Origin of the sequence: Frankia sp. Cppng1_Ct_nod, assembly GCF_920656135.1 — a bacterium.
Classification (GTDB): Bacteria; Actinomycetota; Actinomycetes; order Frankiales; family Frankiaceae; genus Protofrankia; species Protofrankia meridionalis.
The window spans coordinates 1-14,041 of record NZ_CAKKTK010000036.1 but is presented as its reverse complement, the minus strand read 5'-3'; the positions used below and the strand labels follow the sequence as shown (position 1 = coordinate 14,041).

Here is a 14,041-nt window from a genome sequence, read left to right as displayed (position 1 = left end):
GGCGGCCCAAGGAACCTAGGAGTTGTTGGATGCTTGAGGAGTTCTGGTTCGCGCTGGTCGGGGTCTTGTGGGTCGGTTTCTTCGTCCTGGAGGGCTTCGACTTCGGCGTGGCCGCGTTGCTGCCGGTTGTCGGCCGGAATGACGAAACCGATCGCCGTGCCGTGCTCGGTACCATCGGCCCGGTCTGGGACGCCAACGAGGTGTGGCTGCTCACCGCGGGCGGGGCGATGTTCGCGGCGTTTCCCGAGTGGTACGCAAGCCTGTTCAGCGGCATGTACCTGGCGCTGTTCCTCGTCCTGTTCTCACTGATCATCCGCGGGGTTTCCCTGGAGTACCGGGGCAAGGCCACCACGGCGGCCGGGCGTGCCTGGTGCGACCGGGGAATCGTGATCGGCGGAGCGCTGCCCGCGCTGCTGTTCGGGGTGGCCTTCGCCAACATGGTCCGCGGGCTGAAGATGACCCCGGACCATACCGTGACGACCGGGTTCCTCGGTCTGCTGAACCCCTTCGGTCTGCTCGGTGGAGTGACCACCCTCCTGCTGTGCACCCTGCACGGGGCGGTCTTCCTGACCTTGAAGACCAGCGGCGAGGTGCGGGACCGCGCCCGCCGGGTCACCCGGAGCCTGGCTCCCCCGACCGTGGCCGCCTTCGCCGTCCTGGCCATCTGGACGGTCGTCCTGCGTGGCGGGATCGCCGTGGCCGCGGTCTCCGCGGTCGGGCTCGTCGCGCTGGTTTTCGCGGTCCTGTCCTGGTTCGCCGAACGGGACGGCTGGGCGTTCACCGGTACCGCCGGCGCCATCGCGCTACTGGTGACGAGCTGGTTCGTCGCGTTGTACCCATACGTGCTGCCGGCCCTTGGCACGCCGGAGAACAGCCTGACCGTCAGTGACGCGGCGTCGGGACACTACACGCTCACGGTGATGACCTGCGTGGCGGTGTTGTTCACTCCGGTGGTCCTCGGCTACCAGGCGTGGTCATACTGGGTCTTCCGCCGGAGGCTTGTGGGGTCCGATGAGGCCGGTTGATCCGCGGCTGCTGAGGGCCGCACCCGCTTTGCGCGGGTACCTGGTGCGGCTCGGGGTTCTCGCGGTCGCCTCGGCGGTCCTCATGATCGTCCAGGCGACGGTGCTGGCGGACATCGTTGTCGCCGGTCAGCACGCTGTTGCCGGTAAGCAGGGCAGCACGGGCCAGCACGTCGTCGCCGGTCAACTCACGGCACTGGCGGTGCTCGTCGCGGTGGTGGCCGTCCGGGCGATGGTGGTCTGGCTGTCCGAACGGACCGCTGAACGGACCTCCCCGGCGGTGTCGGGTGACCTGCGCGCAGCCATGCTGCGAGCAGTCGTCGAGCGCGGTGACCGTGCGGATTCGGGGGCGCTCGCGGTCACCGCGGGCGCCGGTCTTGACGGCATGGACGCCTACCTGACCCGTTTTCTGCCCGCACTGGTCATGGTGGTGGTCGTCCCACTGTTCGTGCTGGTTCGGATCGCCGGTGTCGACCTGACGTCCGCGATCATACTGGTCGTCGCACTTCCACTCGTCCCGATCTTCATGGCGTTGGTGGGGCTCGCCACCCGTACCCGGACCGACCGGCAGCTGGCGGTACTCGGCCGGTTGTCCGGGCATTTCCTCGATGTTGTCGAGGGACTGCCGACATTGAAGATCTTCAATCGGGCGAAGGTCCAGATACAGGTGATCCGCCGGATCACCGATGCCTACCGGGAACAGACCATGGCGGCGCTGCGGTGGGCGTTCCTGTCGTCGTTCGTGCTGGAGCTGCTGGCGACGCTGTCGGTGGCGCTGGTCGCGGTGTCGGTGGGGCTGCGACTGGTGGCGGGTTCGCTCGACCTGCGTACCGGGCTGCTCGCCCTGTTGCTCGCCCCGGAGGTCTACCTGCCGCTGCGGCAGGTCGGGACGCAGTACCACGCGACCGTGTCCGGGCTGACCGCGGCCGCCGCGGCTCTCGACGTGGTCGACGCGGCCCCGGTTCCCGCCGCCGGTCATGGCCCGCGGCCGGCACCGGCCGACTTCGCGACCCTGCGGCTGGACGGAGTGGGCCTGCGCCACGCCGCGAAGGTCGACCTGACCATCCGGCGGGGCGAGATCGTCGCGTTGGTCGGGGCGAGCGGAGCGGGCAAAAGTACCCTGCTGGCGCTGCTGCGCGGGGCGCTCACGCCGGCCGAGGGCCGGGTGCTCGTAGATGACACCGACCTTGCCGACATCGATCCGGATGGGTGGCGGGCCCGGATCGGATGGCTGCCGCAGCGTCCGCACGCGGTCTGCGGTGGCACGGTCGCCGACGAGGTGCGGCTGGGACGGCCGGACGCCGGTGTCGCCGACGTTGCCGCCGCGCTCTCCGCGGCGGGCGCGCCGGCGGCGGCGCGGGCCGTCGGCGAGGATGGCGGTGAGCTGTCCGCGGGTGAGCTGCGCCGGGTCGCGCTCGCCCGCGTACTGGTTCGTAACTCTGCGTTAGTACTGCTCGACGAGCCCGGGGAAAGCCTGGACGCCGCCGCGGAGGAGCGGGTCGCCGCGGCCGTCGCGTCGTTGCGGGGACGTGCCACAGTGGTTCTCGTCGCTCACTCGGCCACCCTGGCCGGCGTCGCCGACCGGATTGTCACGGTTTCGGCGGGACGCGTGGTCGACGACCGGACAGCCGTCCCCCGCCCGGCGCAGGTCTACCCGAAGGTCTCGGCCGTCCCGCCGGTCTTGGCCGTGCCACCGGCATCTCCTGCTGTGACCAGGCCGGAGGAGGTCGTCTCCGGACCGGCCGGCTCGTTGCGGCGGGCCCTGGCGTTGTTCACGGCGGCACGGCAGCGGCTCGCCCTCGGCGTGCTCGCCGGGGGGGGTGCCCTGGGCTGTGGCATCGGACTGACCGCCACCTCGGCGTGGCTGATTGTCAGGGCGTCGCAACAGCCGCCCGTGCTCACGCTGATGGTTGCGATCGTCGCCGTCCGCGCGTTCGGACTCGGGCGGCCGGTCTTCCGCTATGTCGAACGCCTGACGTGCCACGACGCGGCCCTGCGGGGCCTTGCGCAACTGCGGTCGGAGGTGTTCGCCCGGCTCGTGCCGCTGGCTCCCGCGGGCCTGGGCGCACACCGTCGTGGGGACCTGCTGCGCCGGTTCACCGTCGACGTGGACGGTGTGGGCGAGTCCTTGCTGCGAGGGGTGGGCCCGGCCGCGTCCGCGGCGATGGCCTGTGCCGGTGCGGTGATCGGTGTCGGCGTGGTGCTGCCGGCCGCGGGGATCGCCCTGGCGGTGGGGCTTGCCGTGGCCGCGGTGCTCGCCGGGCCGGTGACCGGCCGCCGCATCCGTGCGACGGTGACGGCGACCACCGCCGCGCGGGCCCGCCGGGACACCGGGATCGTCTCCCTGCTCGAGGGGTTGGACGAGCTGGTGGCTTTCGGCGCGGCGCGTTCCAGGCTTGCGCGACTGCGCCGGCGCGACGCCGAGGTGCTGCGAATGGCCGCGTGCTGGCGGCGCTCACCGGCATGGGGGAGCGCGGCGGGGACGTTCGCCGCCGGTCTGACCCTCGTGGCGGTCAGCGCCATCGGGCTGGCTGCCGTTTCGGATGGAATCGGCGGGCAGCCCGGATCGCTGTCCGGGGTGATGCTGGGCGTGATCGTGCTCACCACGTTGGCCGCCTTCGAACCCCTGTCGGGTCTCACCGGTGCCTTCGCCGCCCTTGCCGAGGCCCGGCAGGCGGCGGGTCGGGTGTTCACGGTCCTGGACCGCGAACCGCCGACCGGTGAACCGGTCGACCCCCGCCCGTTGCCCGACGGGCCGCTCGACGTCCGCCTCGAAGGTGTCCGGATGCGTTATGCGCCTGCCGGTCCGCCGGTGCTGGACGGGATCGACCTCCACCTGCCCGCGGGCCGGCGGATCGCGCTCGTCGGAGCGAGCGGCGTGGGCAAGAGCACCGTCGTCGACCTGCTGCTGCGTCTGCGTGATCCGCAGGAGGGTCGGGTGCTCGTCGGCGGTGTGGATCTTCGGGACATCGCCACCGACGATCTGTATCGGGCCGTGACCGGGATGACCCAGGACGCGCATGTCTTCGACGCGACGTTGCAGCAGAACCTGTTGATCGCCCGTGCGGAGGCGTCCGAGGCGGAGCTGGTCGACGTGCTCGGGCGTGTCGGGCTGGCCGACTGGGTCGCGTGCCTGCCGGACGGGCTCGCGACCGGGGTCGGGGCGAACGGGGAGCGGATGTCCGGCGGCCAGCGCCAGCGGCTGCTGCTTGCCCGCGCGTTGCTGGCCGACCCTCGGGTGCTCATCCTCGACGAACCGACCGCCCACCTCGACCCGGTGACGGAGGCCGCGGTGATGCGCACGATCCTGGATGTCACCCGGGGCCGGACGGTCCTGCTCATCAGCCACCGCACCAGCGGCTTCGACGAGTTGGACGCGGTGGTGGAGCTGGCGGGCACCGCCGACGTGACGGCTTCGGGGATGCCCGCCCGGCGTTCAGCGGCCTGAGGAGTTCGGCGGGCGTGTCCGGGCGGACCAGGACAGCCGGGTACCGGCGGCGGGGGGGGAAAAGACGATGAACCTGCCCCCGAGCTCCTCGGCCCGGCTGCGCATGTTGGCCAGGCCGCTGGAGTTGTCCCGGCCGCCCGGGTCCACCCCGCCGACCCCGTTGTCGATCACGTCCAACCGCACCTCGCCGGAGGTGGACCAGACCGTCACGCTCACCTGGGTTGCCGCCGCGTGCCGGGCGACGTTCGACAGGGCCTCCCGAAGGACGGCCACCAGATGTTCGCCGACAACGGCGCAGACCGCGGAGTCCAACGCACCCTCGAACCGCAGGTGCGGAGCGAAACCCAGAGAAACGGTAGCATCATCGATGATGTCGAGGATCTGCCCACGCAGGCTCGGAACATCATGACGGCCACGCCTGCGCAACTGGAAGATCGTCGTGCGGATCTGGCCGATGGTCTCGTCCAGGTCGTCGATGTAGGCGGCGAGCCGGTCGGACTGGTTGGCCCGGCCGCCGCGCGCGGCCAGCCCCTGCAGTCCGATCGCGGTTGCGAAGATCCTCTGAATCACGTGGTCGTGCAGGTCGCGGGCGATGCGGTCGCGGTCCTCCAAGACGGCCAGGCGATCGCGGTCGGCCCGTGCCTGGGCCAGTTCGAGCGCCAGCGCGATATGCCCGGCGAAACCCGACGCCATGTCGATGTCGGCGTCGGTGAACAGCCGGCCGTCGTTGCGCCGGCCGAGAACGAGCGCGCCGACGCTTTCTCCCGAGGCGACCAGCGGAATGACCATCAACGGGCCGTTCTGGCCGGGGAGCGGATCCGACGCGGGTACGACCGCGCCGACCAGACCGTCCGGGTATTCACCGGTCGCGACCTCGATGATGAGCTCCTCGGGCGAACTGCGCGGGAGCAGGACGGCGGAGAAGTCGGCCACGGCCACCTCCTGGGCTCTGCGCGCAATCAGCTCCAACGGGTCCGGACCTTCGGCCAGCAGGTGGCGGGTGATGTCGGTGGACGCCTGCAACCAGCGTTGCCGTCGCTGGGACTCCTCGAAGAGCCGTGCGTTCTCAATGGCGATGCCGGCGCTTGCCGCCAGCGCCTGCACAAGCTCCTCGTCCTCGGCGGTGAAACGCGGCGCGTTCTGCTTGTCCGTCAGATAGATGTTGCCGAAGACCTTGGTGCCGATACGGATCGGAGCACCGAGGAAGCTGTGCATGGGCGGATGCCCCGGTGGGAAGCCGTCCGCGCGGTGGTCCGTGGTGATGTCATCGAGTCGCAGCGGGTAGGGCTCCCGGATGAGCAGGCCGAGAATGCCCTTGCCGCGAGGAAGATCACCGATGCGGCGGACCATGGCGTCGTCGAAGCCGACATGGACGAACTGCTCCAGGTTCTGGTCGTGGGCGATCACCCCGAGTGCACCGTAGCGGGCATCCACAAGATCGCAGGCCGCTTCGACGATCCGGGTGAGGACGACGGACAGGCTCAGGTCGGACGCAACCATGCGGCTCGCCCGCAGCAGACCCCGTAAGCGACTCTGAGTAACGATCAGGTCCTTTGCCTGGTCGACCCGATGGGTCACAAAATCGTCATCGTATGGTTGCGCGGCGTTCACGCCGTCGGTGTCTACGTCCATGACGATCTCAACGTATTACGCCTGACGGCCTCCTGATCCGCTCAGTCGGACAACATCGCGCGAATCATCCCGGGTGTCGGGATCGACATCGGACCGCGACCTTCCGACCTGCTGGTCCGTACTTCTGCGTGATTCTTTTCACGATTTCCGGGTTTTCCCGGCAGATGCCGCAGAAATGGTTACCGGGAGGCCGGTTGCCGGTTCCTCGGCGACCGGGTGGTTCGTGGTGACGCTCACATATATCGCTTGCCGGGATTTTCGTGAAGGAACTGGCTGCGGCCGAGGGATTCGTCGTTCCGCGGGGATTCACGGTTCTGCAGGGATTCGAGGAAGAGCAGGGTGCTGGCCGCCACCGCCCGGTAACCCGGTCCGGCGATGACGTCATGGCGACCCGGTACGACGGTCAGCTGTGCGCGGGGCGCGGTACGGGTGATCATCCGAATGAGTGGCAAGGGGCAGACCTGGTCGTCCATACCGTGGACAAGAAGGATCGGCAGGTCGGGGAGGGCACGGGGAACCGGGTAGACCGATATCTCGGCATCTTCTGCCAGTACGCCGGATTCACCCGAAGTGACGGGCCGTTGCAGCAGCGGTAGCCCGAGCAGGACGACGCCGTCCGGCCGTAGCGCAGGGGATCCGGCGAGGATCAGTGCGCGCAGTCCCCCGACGTCGGAGCCGAGCAGGATGAAGGGAGCACCCGGCACGCGGGCTTCCGCGAGGGTCGACACGGTGTCGCCCGGCCCTCCGGAGATGGTGACCAGGTAGCCATCGATGGACAGCCGTGTTCGCAGCCGTTCGAACGAGGACGCGGTTTCGGCCCGTCCGGTCAGAATAACGACAGATCCCCGGTTGGGCTGCACGCCGGTGGCGTCCGCATATCGCCGGGCGCCCGGATACTGCTGGCTAGTCGGGAATGTCGTCGGTGCCGCGGATGTCATTGCGCATCTCCTGTGGTCATGCGGATGCCGTCGCGGTGATTCGTGTGGATGCGTGGATGGTTTTCCTCCGCGCACTAGGGGGAACGGGCACGAAAACATGCGACGAGCAGGCTGATTCGCCCGGCGAACGAGAGCGACGGCCCGTGGGCGGACGAAGAACCGCGTGGGGGCCGTCGGCTATCGACGGAAGGAAGGAGAGCCCGGACAGGCTGCCGAGGCAACCCGCAGCAGATCAATGTGACCTCGGGTCACAAGCCGGGGCATGTTATGCACGGCATCAACGATGCTTGCGATGCCGGATGATGTCAATACTGACGGCTTCCTGGTATCGAGGGTGCGTCGAGGGTGCGCTGCGTCACGCTCCTGGTGAACCTTGCCGGTAGCCACAGGCGACAGGAGGCACGTACGCATGAGCGACTTCGTCGGATCGGTCGATCAGGGCACCACCAGTACCCGTTTCATGATTTTCGATCATGATGGTGAGGAGGTCGGGCGTCACCAACTGGAGCACCAGCAGATCCTGCCCTGCTCCGGATGGGTCGAGCACGATCCCGTCGAGATCTGGGAGCGCACGGCGGTGGTCATCCAGTCGGCTATGGCCAGCTGCCGTCTCGGGGCGTCGGACCTGGCTGCTCTCGGCGTCACGAACCAGCGTGAGACCACGGTCGTGTGGGATCCGCGGACCGGCCGGCCCTACTACAACGCGATCGTCTGGCAGGACACCCGGACCGACCGGATCGCGTCCGCGCTGGACCGTGACGGCCGTGGCCAGGTCATCCGGTGCAAGGCCGGGTTGCGGCCCGCGACCTACTTCTCCGCAGGCAAGATCCAGTGGATCCTGGACAACGTCGAGGGGGTCCGCCGGGCGGCCGAGCGAGGCGATGCCCTGTTCGGCAACATCGACAGCTGGTTGTTGTGGAACCTCACCGGAGGCCCGGACGGCGGGGTGCACGTGACAGACGTGACCAACGCCAGCCGCACCATGCTGATGAATCTTGAGACCCTCGACTGGGACGACGAACTGCTGTCGTTCTTCGATGTCCCGCGGGCCATGCTCCCGGCGATCCGGCCGTCCTGCGACCCGGCGCGTTACGGCGTGACCGGTGGGGCCGGGCCGCTCGGCGGCGAGGTCGCGCTGACCGGTGACCTCGGGGACCAGCAGGCCGCGACGGTCGGGCAGGTCTGCTTCGCTGTCGGGCAGGCGAAGAACACCTACGGCACCGGGAACTTCCTGCTGCTCAACACCGGTATCGAACCGGTGCGCTCCCGGCACGGCCTGCTCACGACGGTCGGCTACCAGTTCGGCGACCAGCCGCCCACCTACGCGCTGGAGGGCTCGATCGCGGTCACCGGTTCGGCGGTGCAATGGCTGCGTGACCAGCTCGGTATCATCAACAGCGCATCGCAGAGCGAGGCGCTGGCCCGGCAGGTACCTGACAGTGGCGGGATCTACTTCGTCCCGGCGTTCTCCGGGTTGTTCGCGCCGTACTGGCGGTCGGACGCGCGGGGCGTGGTGGTGGGTCTGTCCCGCTTCCACACGGGTGCGCATCTGGCCCGCGCCACCCTCGAGGCGATCTGCTACCAGAGCCGTGACGTGGCCGAGGCGATGCGGCAGGACTCGGGCGTGTCACTGGACGTGCTGCGGGTCGACGGCGGGGTGACGGCCAACGACCTGTGCATGCAGATGCAGGCCGACATCCTCGGCGTCCCGGTCAGCCGGCCGATGATCGCGGAGACGACGGCGCTCGGAGCGGCATACGCTGCCGGCCTCGCGGTGGGTTTCTGGAAGGACACCGACGAACTTGCCGCGCACTGGCGGGAGGACCGCCGGTGGGAGCCGGAGTGGTCGAAGGACCGGCGCGAGAGCGGCTACGCGGGTTGGCGGAAGGCGGTCGAACGCACGCTGAACTGGGTGGACGTTGACTGAGCTCGATGAACGACCTGGTCCCGCCGAGCCGTGTGACATCGGTGAGCCGTGTGACATCGGTGAGCCGTGTGACATCGGTGAATGTGAACGTCTCAGGTGACACCCGTTCGTGTGTCGAATAGTTTTTCGGTGATATGAAAAAGGACAGAATTTCGTATGAGAAATGGGTTGGCTCACCGGTATGATAGCTGGCCACGGACCGCATCCGACCGGATGCGGTCCGTTTGAAACGTTATCGTTACCTTGTTACCTGGATGCGGCACACTGCTTGTTGTTTCCGTCACGGAGCGGGGTCTTCCGGATCTGGTGCGAACCGCATGCTAACGTCGATCACGTGTTGCCGCGCACCGCGGGCAGCAAATCAGTCATATAGCAATTTCCAACTCGCGGGCCATCTTGTGCACATCAGCTCTTCTGTAGCGTGACTCCCGGAGGACCCGTGTCGAAGTCGAAATGGCAGAGACAACTCAAGTCATATGATAGGCGGCTGCTCGAAGGTCAGTCCGCGAACGAGGAGCAGGAGACCGACTACCCATTGGGCTGGTATTTCGCCCGGTTCAGTGAAGACCTCGTTCCCGGTCAGGTCGTGCCGGTGGAGTTCATGTCGCACCAGTTCGCGCTCTTCCGCGGGAAGAACGGCAGGGTTGGCATGATCGACAGTCAGTGCTGTCACATGGGCGCTGACCTCGCCCGCTGCGGCACCGTCGTCGAGGACCGGATCAAGTGCGGCTACCATGCCTGGGAGTTCCGGACGGACGGTGGTTGCGCGGTCATCCCCGGCCTCGACCAGTCGAAGATCCCCCCGCGGGCGGGTCAGCGGTCGATACCCGTCCACGAGCATGCCGGAAACATCTGGTTCTGGTACGGTCCGGAGCCCTCCGGTGAGTTCACCGAGGTCCCCTACGCCGATTCCAGTCGGTACCTGAACCTCAAGGGCCAGGTCTACATCGCGCACGGAAAACTCCTGCCGGTCGCGGAGCACGTGTCCGACATCTATCATTTTCCAAATGCCCACCGGGGTACCGGCCGCCTTGAGTATGCCGTGTTGGTGAACAAGGAGGACCGTCTGGAATACCAGCTCCGGCCGGCCGATGAGGCCAGCCGGAACAAGGTCCAGCGATGGTTCAAGCCGTTTGCTTTCATCGAGATGATCGGGCCATCCGCGGCGATTTACCGAACTCAGAAGGATGCGACGGTCGACAGGTCCGGACCGATGCTGACAATAGTTCTCGGTGGGACGCCGATCCGGGACGATCTCACGATCTTCACCTGGCGGGTCGTGGTACGTAAAATAGGCCCCGGTCCGTTGTTCGCGCCGCTCAATCATGCGCTTGCCCGCATGATGTGGCTCACCGTCCGACGGAACGCCTACGCCGACATGGATGTCCTGAAATGGCTGAGGATGCCGGAGAAAACTCTCTGGGTGAAGCCAGACGGCCCGTCCGTCCGTGAGTTCCGGAGCTTCTTCAACCGCGGTATCGTGCCGGGCTGGCGCTTCGGCAATGCCATGCCGGAAGAAGCTTCTACCGCCAGCGCCTGACGCGGGTGCCCCCGCGGGTACCCGGTTCTCCCTCGAGGTGGGACACCAGGTGGCCGGCACCGGTCATCTGGCATCCCGTATTCCGGTGTTACAGTCGCCCCTCATCATACGGGGGGTTACATGCTCGACGCCTCCGCAGGTGACACCGACGGCATTGAGAACCACCGACCCTACGCCGGTTCATCCGTCCACCGCTGCCGTGACGCCATCCGCGGCCGGGACCGCGACGCACCGGCCGGCTACCACCGGAACGGCACATCCGGCCGCGTCGACGGCGCGACCCGTGGCGACCACCGCCGTTCCGGCTCGCAACAACTGCGACCCGGCCTATCCCGATGTGTGCCTGCATGACGAGATCGGTGACTACGACTGCGCCGGCGGTTCGGGCAACGGGCCCAACTACGTGCAAGGTCCTGTCCGGGTCCTGCCTCCGGACCCGTTCGCCCTTGACAGCGATCACAACGGGACCGGCTGCGAGAAGTCCTGACGCCCCGGAGCCATCCGGTGACCGGCCATTTGTGGTTGCTGCGCCGCGGTTTCTGAGCGGAACCTGTCGGGCGGCACCTGGTGGGCAGTGCCGCTGGACGGTTGTCACTACAGGCGGCTGGTGTCGACTCGGAGGGCTGAACGTATGTTCAGGCTCCATCCATGCTGGCCACTGTCCCCGCTGGGGGAGCTGCCGACCTCGATCTCTACTGTGGTCGATCCTGATCCCGGTGGATGTGGCCAAGTTGGCCTGGGCGAGGGCCACCCGTGGACGTCGAACCCCTGTGGACCTGATACATTCGGTTCCGTTGCAACGCGACATGCGCCGCTAGCTCAATTGGCAGAGCAGCAGACTCTTAATCTGCGGGTTCGGGGTTCAAGTCCCTGGCGGCGCACCCATCCTGACCAGCCGTTATCACTTTCGGTAACGCCTATCTGAAGATCAATGTACCCAACGCTGTACCCATTTGCGGTCGATCACTGTTCGTCGGTGTCGGTGGGGTCGGCGTCTCCGGCTTGCTCCGTGCTGTCGTCCTCGTCATCTTCTGGCCTGTCGTCGGTGAACAGGTGCTCCAGACGTCCTACGGCCTCCCGTTGGGTCTCGGGCATGACGTGGGTGTACGTGTTCATGGTCAGTTGGATGGTCGAGTGTCCGAGTAGTTCCATGACCGTGCGCGCGGGCACCCCCTCGGAGAACAGCATCGAGGCGAACGCATGGCGAAGATCGTGTAGGCGGAGCCAGGGGAGCCCGGCTGTTGCCCGAAGCTGATCGAATCGGCGGTTGACGTTCCGTGGTTCCAGTGGGGTCCCGATCGTCGTGGTGAACACGAGGCCCGTTTCCGTCCAGGAGTCTCCGCGTTCGAACCGTTCGCCCGCCTGCGCCACCCGATGTTGGCGCAGGAGTTCCGCCAGTCGGGTCGGGATCGGTAGCTTCCGGTGTGAGCGGACGGTCTTCGCCGGTACGAATGTCAGGGAGCCGTCGACCCGCTGGAGGCTCTGACGGACGTGGAGCACGGCGCCGTCAAGCCCGCGGCGCGTGCCGCGCCCCGCAACCGGCTGCGCGTGGCCGAGGGCGGCCATGCTCGCCGGGCGCGTCGCAGCCCGCCGCCACGGTATTCCACATCCGGGAAGAACGGCCCAGACCGGCAGCGTCTGATAATCCGCCGCGTCGGCCAGAGTTCGACGCCGTACGGACTGACGTTGCCGTCGCTGACACCCGCGGCGCACGCCGGTGGGCAGACGAAAATCGAGCAGGGGGCACGCCAGCGCACAGCCGGAAGACAGAATCAGGACGCCTTCGGCTCCCCGGACAGCCATCCCGCACCCTCCGTGGGGCGAGACTTTTTGTGGTCACCCTGCAACCCGTGCAGGCTCTCAATCTGACTCAGTTTTAGTGATCGCAACTGCCATCGGCTTCATCTGGTTCGCCGCTCAGTTCTTCGAGTTTCAATCTGTTTCAGTTTTGGTGATCGCGACCACACGACTAGGAAAAGGAAAGGAGGTGATTCTATGTTTCAATCTGACTCAGATTTGGTGATCATAACTACTCGTGTCCAAACTATACACGCCCTGAGCTGCGACGATGATAGATCATCCCGCAACCTCCCAGCTCGATCATCATTCCATCCGATTAAACGATCTACAATTCGAGCGTTTCCGCAGACTAACAAGATATCGATCTTCTGCCACGACATCCCCGGTTCGTCGGCGTGTCGGAGGTTGTGGCAAACGATCACCACAACCCCTATTTTGATCACAGACCAGCGCCCGCGCATGAGACCACCGCGCCAACCGGAACGGACGGATGCCGCCAGATCTGCCCGACCTGACAGCCAGAGTGACAGCCAAGCCGACCGACGAGCCTGGACATCCGCGGACACCGACGGACGGCGGACCCAAGGTCACCGGACCCGGTGAACCCCAGCGGACGTCCACGGAAGATCCCGAGCAAACTACGGATCAAGAGGTTGGGGGTTCGAGTCCCTCCGAGCGCGCGCTGGTTGAGGCAGGTCAGAGCCCCGCAGCCGATCACACGGCGCGGGGCTCTGGGCTTTTCTGATCTCCAGTACTCCTATGAGTACTGCGATGAGTACTGCAAGCCGACGCCTGCCACAGGATTGAGGATCTTGGTAAGGCGTCTGACCGTCCAAGCGTGACCGCACAGTGGTCGGCGCACACGTCCGACAACCGAATTAACCAACCGTGATGCGTTCGTCGCCGAACTTTGCCACGATCTCGATCTGCCCTCCGAGCGCTTCGATATAGCTGCGCACAGTGGCAATCTCAGCGCGGTCCAAGTCGCCCCGCTCAATACGCGATATCCGTGACTGTGACACACCGATCCGCTCGGCCACCTCGCTCTGGTCGAGCCCGTAGGCCCGCCGGATGTCGGCCAGCCGATACGCCCGGGCCTCGGCCCGCAGCCTCACTCCGAGCGCGTCGATACGCCCCTGATCGAGCATGCCGGTGGCTAGAGTCTCAGTCCGTACGTCTTCCCAGGTCCGTGCCATGGCCGTCAGCTCCTCTCCATCTTGTACTCGCCGTCCAACCACCGCTGGTAGCGCCGTTCGGCCAGCGGGATGTTCACCTCGTACCACTGCCGCCACTGACCGGACTTGTCACCGGCGACGAGGAGCACCGCCTGCCGCTGCGGGTCGAACACAAACAAGATCCGCACCTCGGTGCCTGCAGCCGACCCCGGCCGAAGCTCCTTCATATTATGGATCTTCGAGTCCTGGATGCTGTCGACCAACGGGCGGCCCAGCGCCGGGCCATCGGATGCCAGCTGGTCGACCGCAGCCGCAACGAGCTCAGCGGTCCGCGGGTCAATGCGCACCATGTCCATGAACCAGTCATCGACTTCGTCGACGAGGATCACGGTCCATGTCATGTCTACGAGAATGACCTACAAGTTCTATGACGTCAAGGTTCTACGCTTCTCGTAAGGTACGCCTCGGCCGCACCTGCCGACATACAGGTGGTCATCCAAGCCAAGGATGGATTCACCGATACTGGACACGTTGCGTAACCAACATCAGTACCACTGCC

At 66.7% G+C, this 14,041-nt stretch carries 11 protein-coding genes and 1 tRNA gene; 6 read left to right on the top strand and 6 right to left on the bottom strand.

Annotated features, from left to right (window positions below; genetic code table 11):
- The first annotated feature begins 29 nt into the window (after positions 1 to 29).
- Together cydB and cydD are read left to right on the top strand one after the other, a co-directional pair.
- Positions 30 to 1,025, top strand: coding sequence for a cytochrome d ubiquinol oxidase subunit II (gene cydB / locus NBW77_RS12270; RefSeq protein WP_131745917.1), 996 nt, complete (start codon positions 30 to 32; stop codon positions 1,023 to 1,025).
- On the top strand, positions 1,012 to 4,470 hold the full coding sequence (gene cydD, locus NBW77_RS12265; RefSeq protein WP_250279724.1) for a thiol reductant ABC exporter subunit CydD: 3,459 nt from the start codon (positions 1,012 to 1,014) through the stop codon (positions 4,468 to 4,470). Before cydB ends, cydD begins: the two co-directional genes overlap by 14 nt.
- On the opposite strand, the gene NBW77_RS12260 is transcribed toward cydD, so the two are convergent.
- The 3 genes from NBW77_RS12260 to NBW77_RS22410 form a co-directional block, all read right to left on the bottom strand.
- Positions 4,459 to 6,102: a sensor histidine kinase gene (locus NBW77_RS12260; RefSeq protein ID WP_131745919.1), complete on the bottom strand. Its 1,644-nt coding sequence runs from the start codon at positions 6,100 to 6,102 to the stop codon at positions 4,459 to 4,461. The genes cydD and NBW77_RS12260 overlap by 12 nt on opposite strands.
- Before the next feature lie 233 nt (positions 6,103 to 6,335).
- Complete coding sequence (locus NBW77_RS12255) at positions 6,336 to 7,040, bottom strand: alpha/beta hydrolase (protein ID WP_175324669.1); 705 nt, start codon at positions 7,038 to 7,040, stop codon at positions 6,336 to 6,338.
- A gap of 177 nt (positions 7,041 to 7,217) precedes the next feature.
- The gene (locus NBW77_RS22410) at positions 7,218 to 7,304 is read right to left on the bottom strand and encodes a putative leader peptide (protein ID WP_349817003.1); all 87 of its coding nucleotides are present in this window, start codon (positions 7,302 to 7,304) and stop codon (positions 7,218 to 7,220) included.
- 145 nt (positions 7,305 to 7,449) lie between these two features.
- Between NBW77_RS22410 and glpK the strand changes: the two genes are divergently transcribed.
- From glpK to NBW77_RS12235, 4 genes are all read left to right on the top strand, one after another.
- The gene (gene glpK, locus NBW77_RS12250; RefSeq protein ID WP_131745920.1) at positions 7,450 to 8,967 is read left to right on the top strand and encodes a glycerol kinase GlpK; all 1,518 of its coding nucleotides are present in this window, start codon (positions 7,450 to 7,452) and stop codon (positions 8,965 to 8,967) included.
- 439 nt (positions 8,968 to 9,406) lie between these two features.
- Positions 9,407 to 10,507, top strand: a complete 1,101-nt coding sequence (locus NBW77_RS12245) for a Rieske 2Fe-2S domain-containing protein (protein ID WP_131745921.1) — start codon at positions 9,407 to 9,409, stop codon at positions 10,505 to 10,507.
- 283 nt (positions 10,508 to 10,790) lie between these two features.
- Positions 10,791 to 10,994, top strand: a complete 204-nt coding sequence (locus tag NBW77_RS12240) for a hypothetical protein (RefSeq protein WP_250279723.1) — start codon at positions 10,791 to 10,793, stop codon at positions 10,992 to 10,994.
- Between the two features lie 321 nt (positions 10,995 to 11,315).
- Positions 11,316 to 11,388, top strand: a tRNA-Lys gene (locus NBW77_RS12235).
- An 82-nt stretch (positions 11,389 to 11,470) separates the two neighbouring features.
- Here NBW77_RS12235 and NBW77_RS12230 read toward each other — a convergent pair.
- From NBW77_RS12230 to NBW77_RS12220, 3 genes are all read right to left on the bottom strand, one after another.
- Positions 11,471 to 12,310: a tyrosine-type recombinase/integrase gene (locus NBW77_RS12230; RefSeq protein WP_242605681.1), complete on the bottom strand. Its 840-nt coding sequence runs from the start codon at positions 12,308 to 12,310 to the stop codon at positions 11,471 to 11,473.
- A gap of 875 nt (positions 12,311 to 13,185) precedes the next feature.
- Positions 13,186 to 13,503 (bottom strand): helix-turn-helix domain-containing protein, encoded by a 318-nt coding sequence (locus tag NBW77_RS12225; RefSeq protein WP_207386886.1) that lies wholly within the window; start codon positions 13,501 to 13,503, stop codon positions 13,186 to 13,188.
- A gap of 5 nt (positions 13,504 to 13,508) precedes the next feature.
- Positions 13,509 to 13,883 carry a type II toxin-antitoxin system RelE/ParE family toxin gene (locus NBW77_RS12220; RefSeq protein ID WP_131745922.1) on the bottom strand — a complete coding sequence of 125 codons (375 nt, stop codon included), beginning with the start codon at positions 13,881 to 13,883 and terminating at the stop codon, positions 13,509 to 13,511.
- Positions 13,884 to 14,041 lie beyond the last annotated feature (158 nt).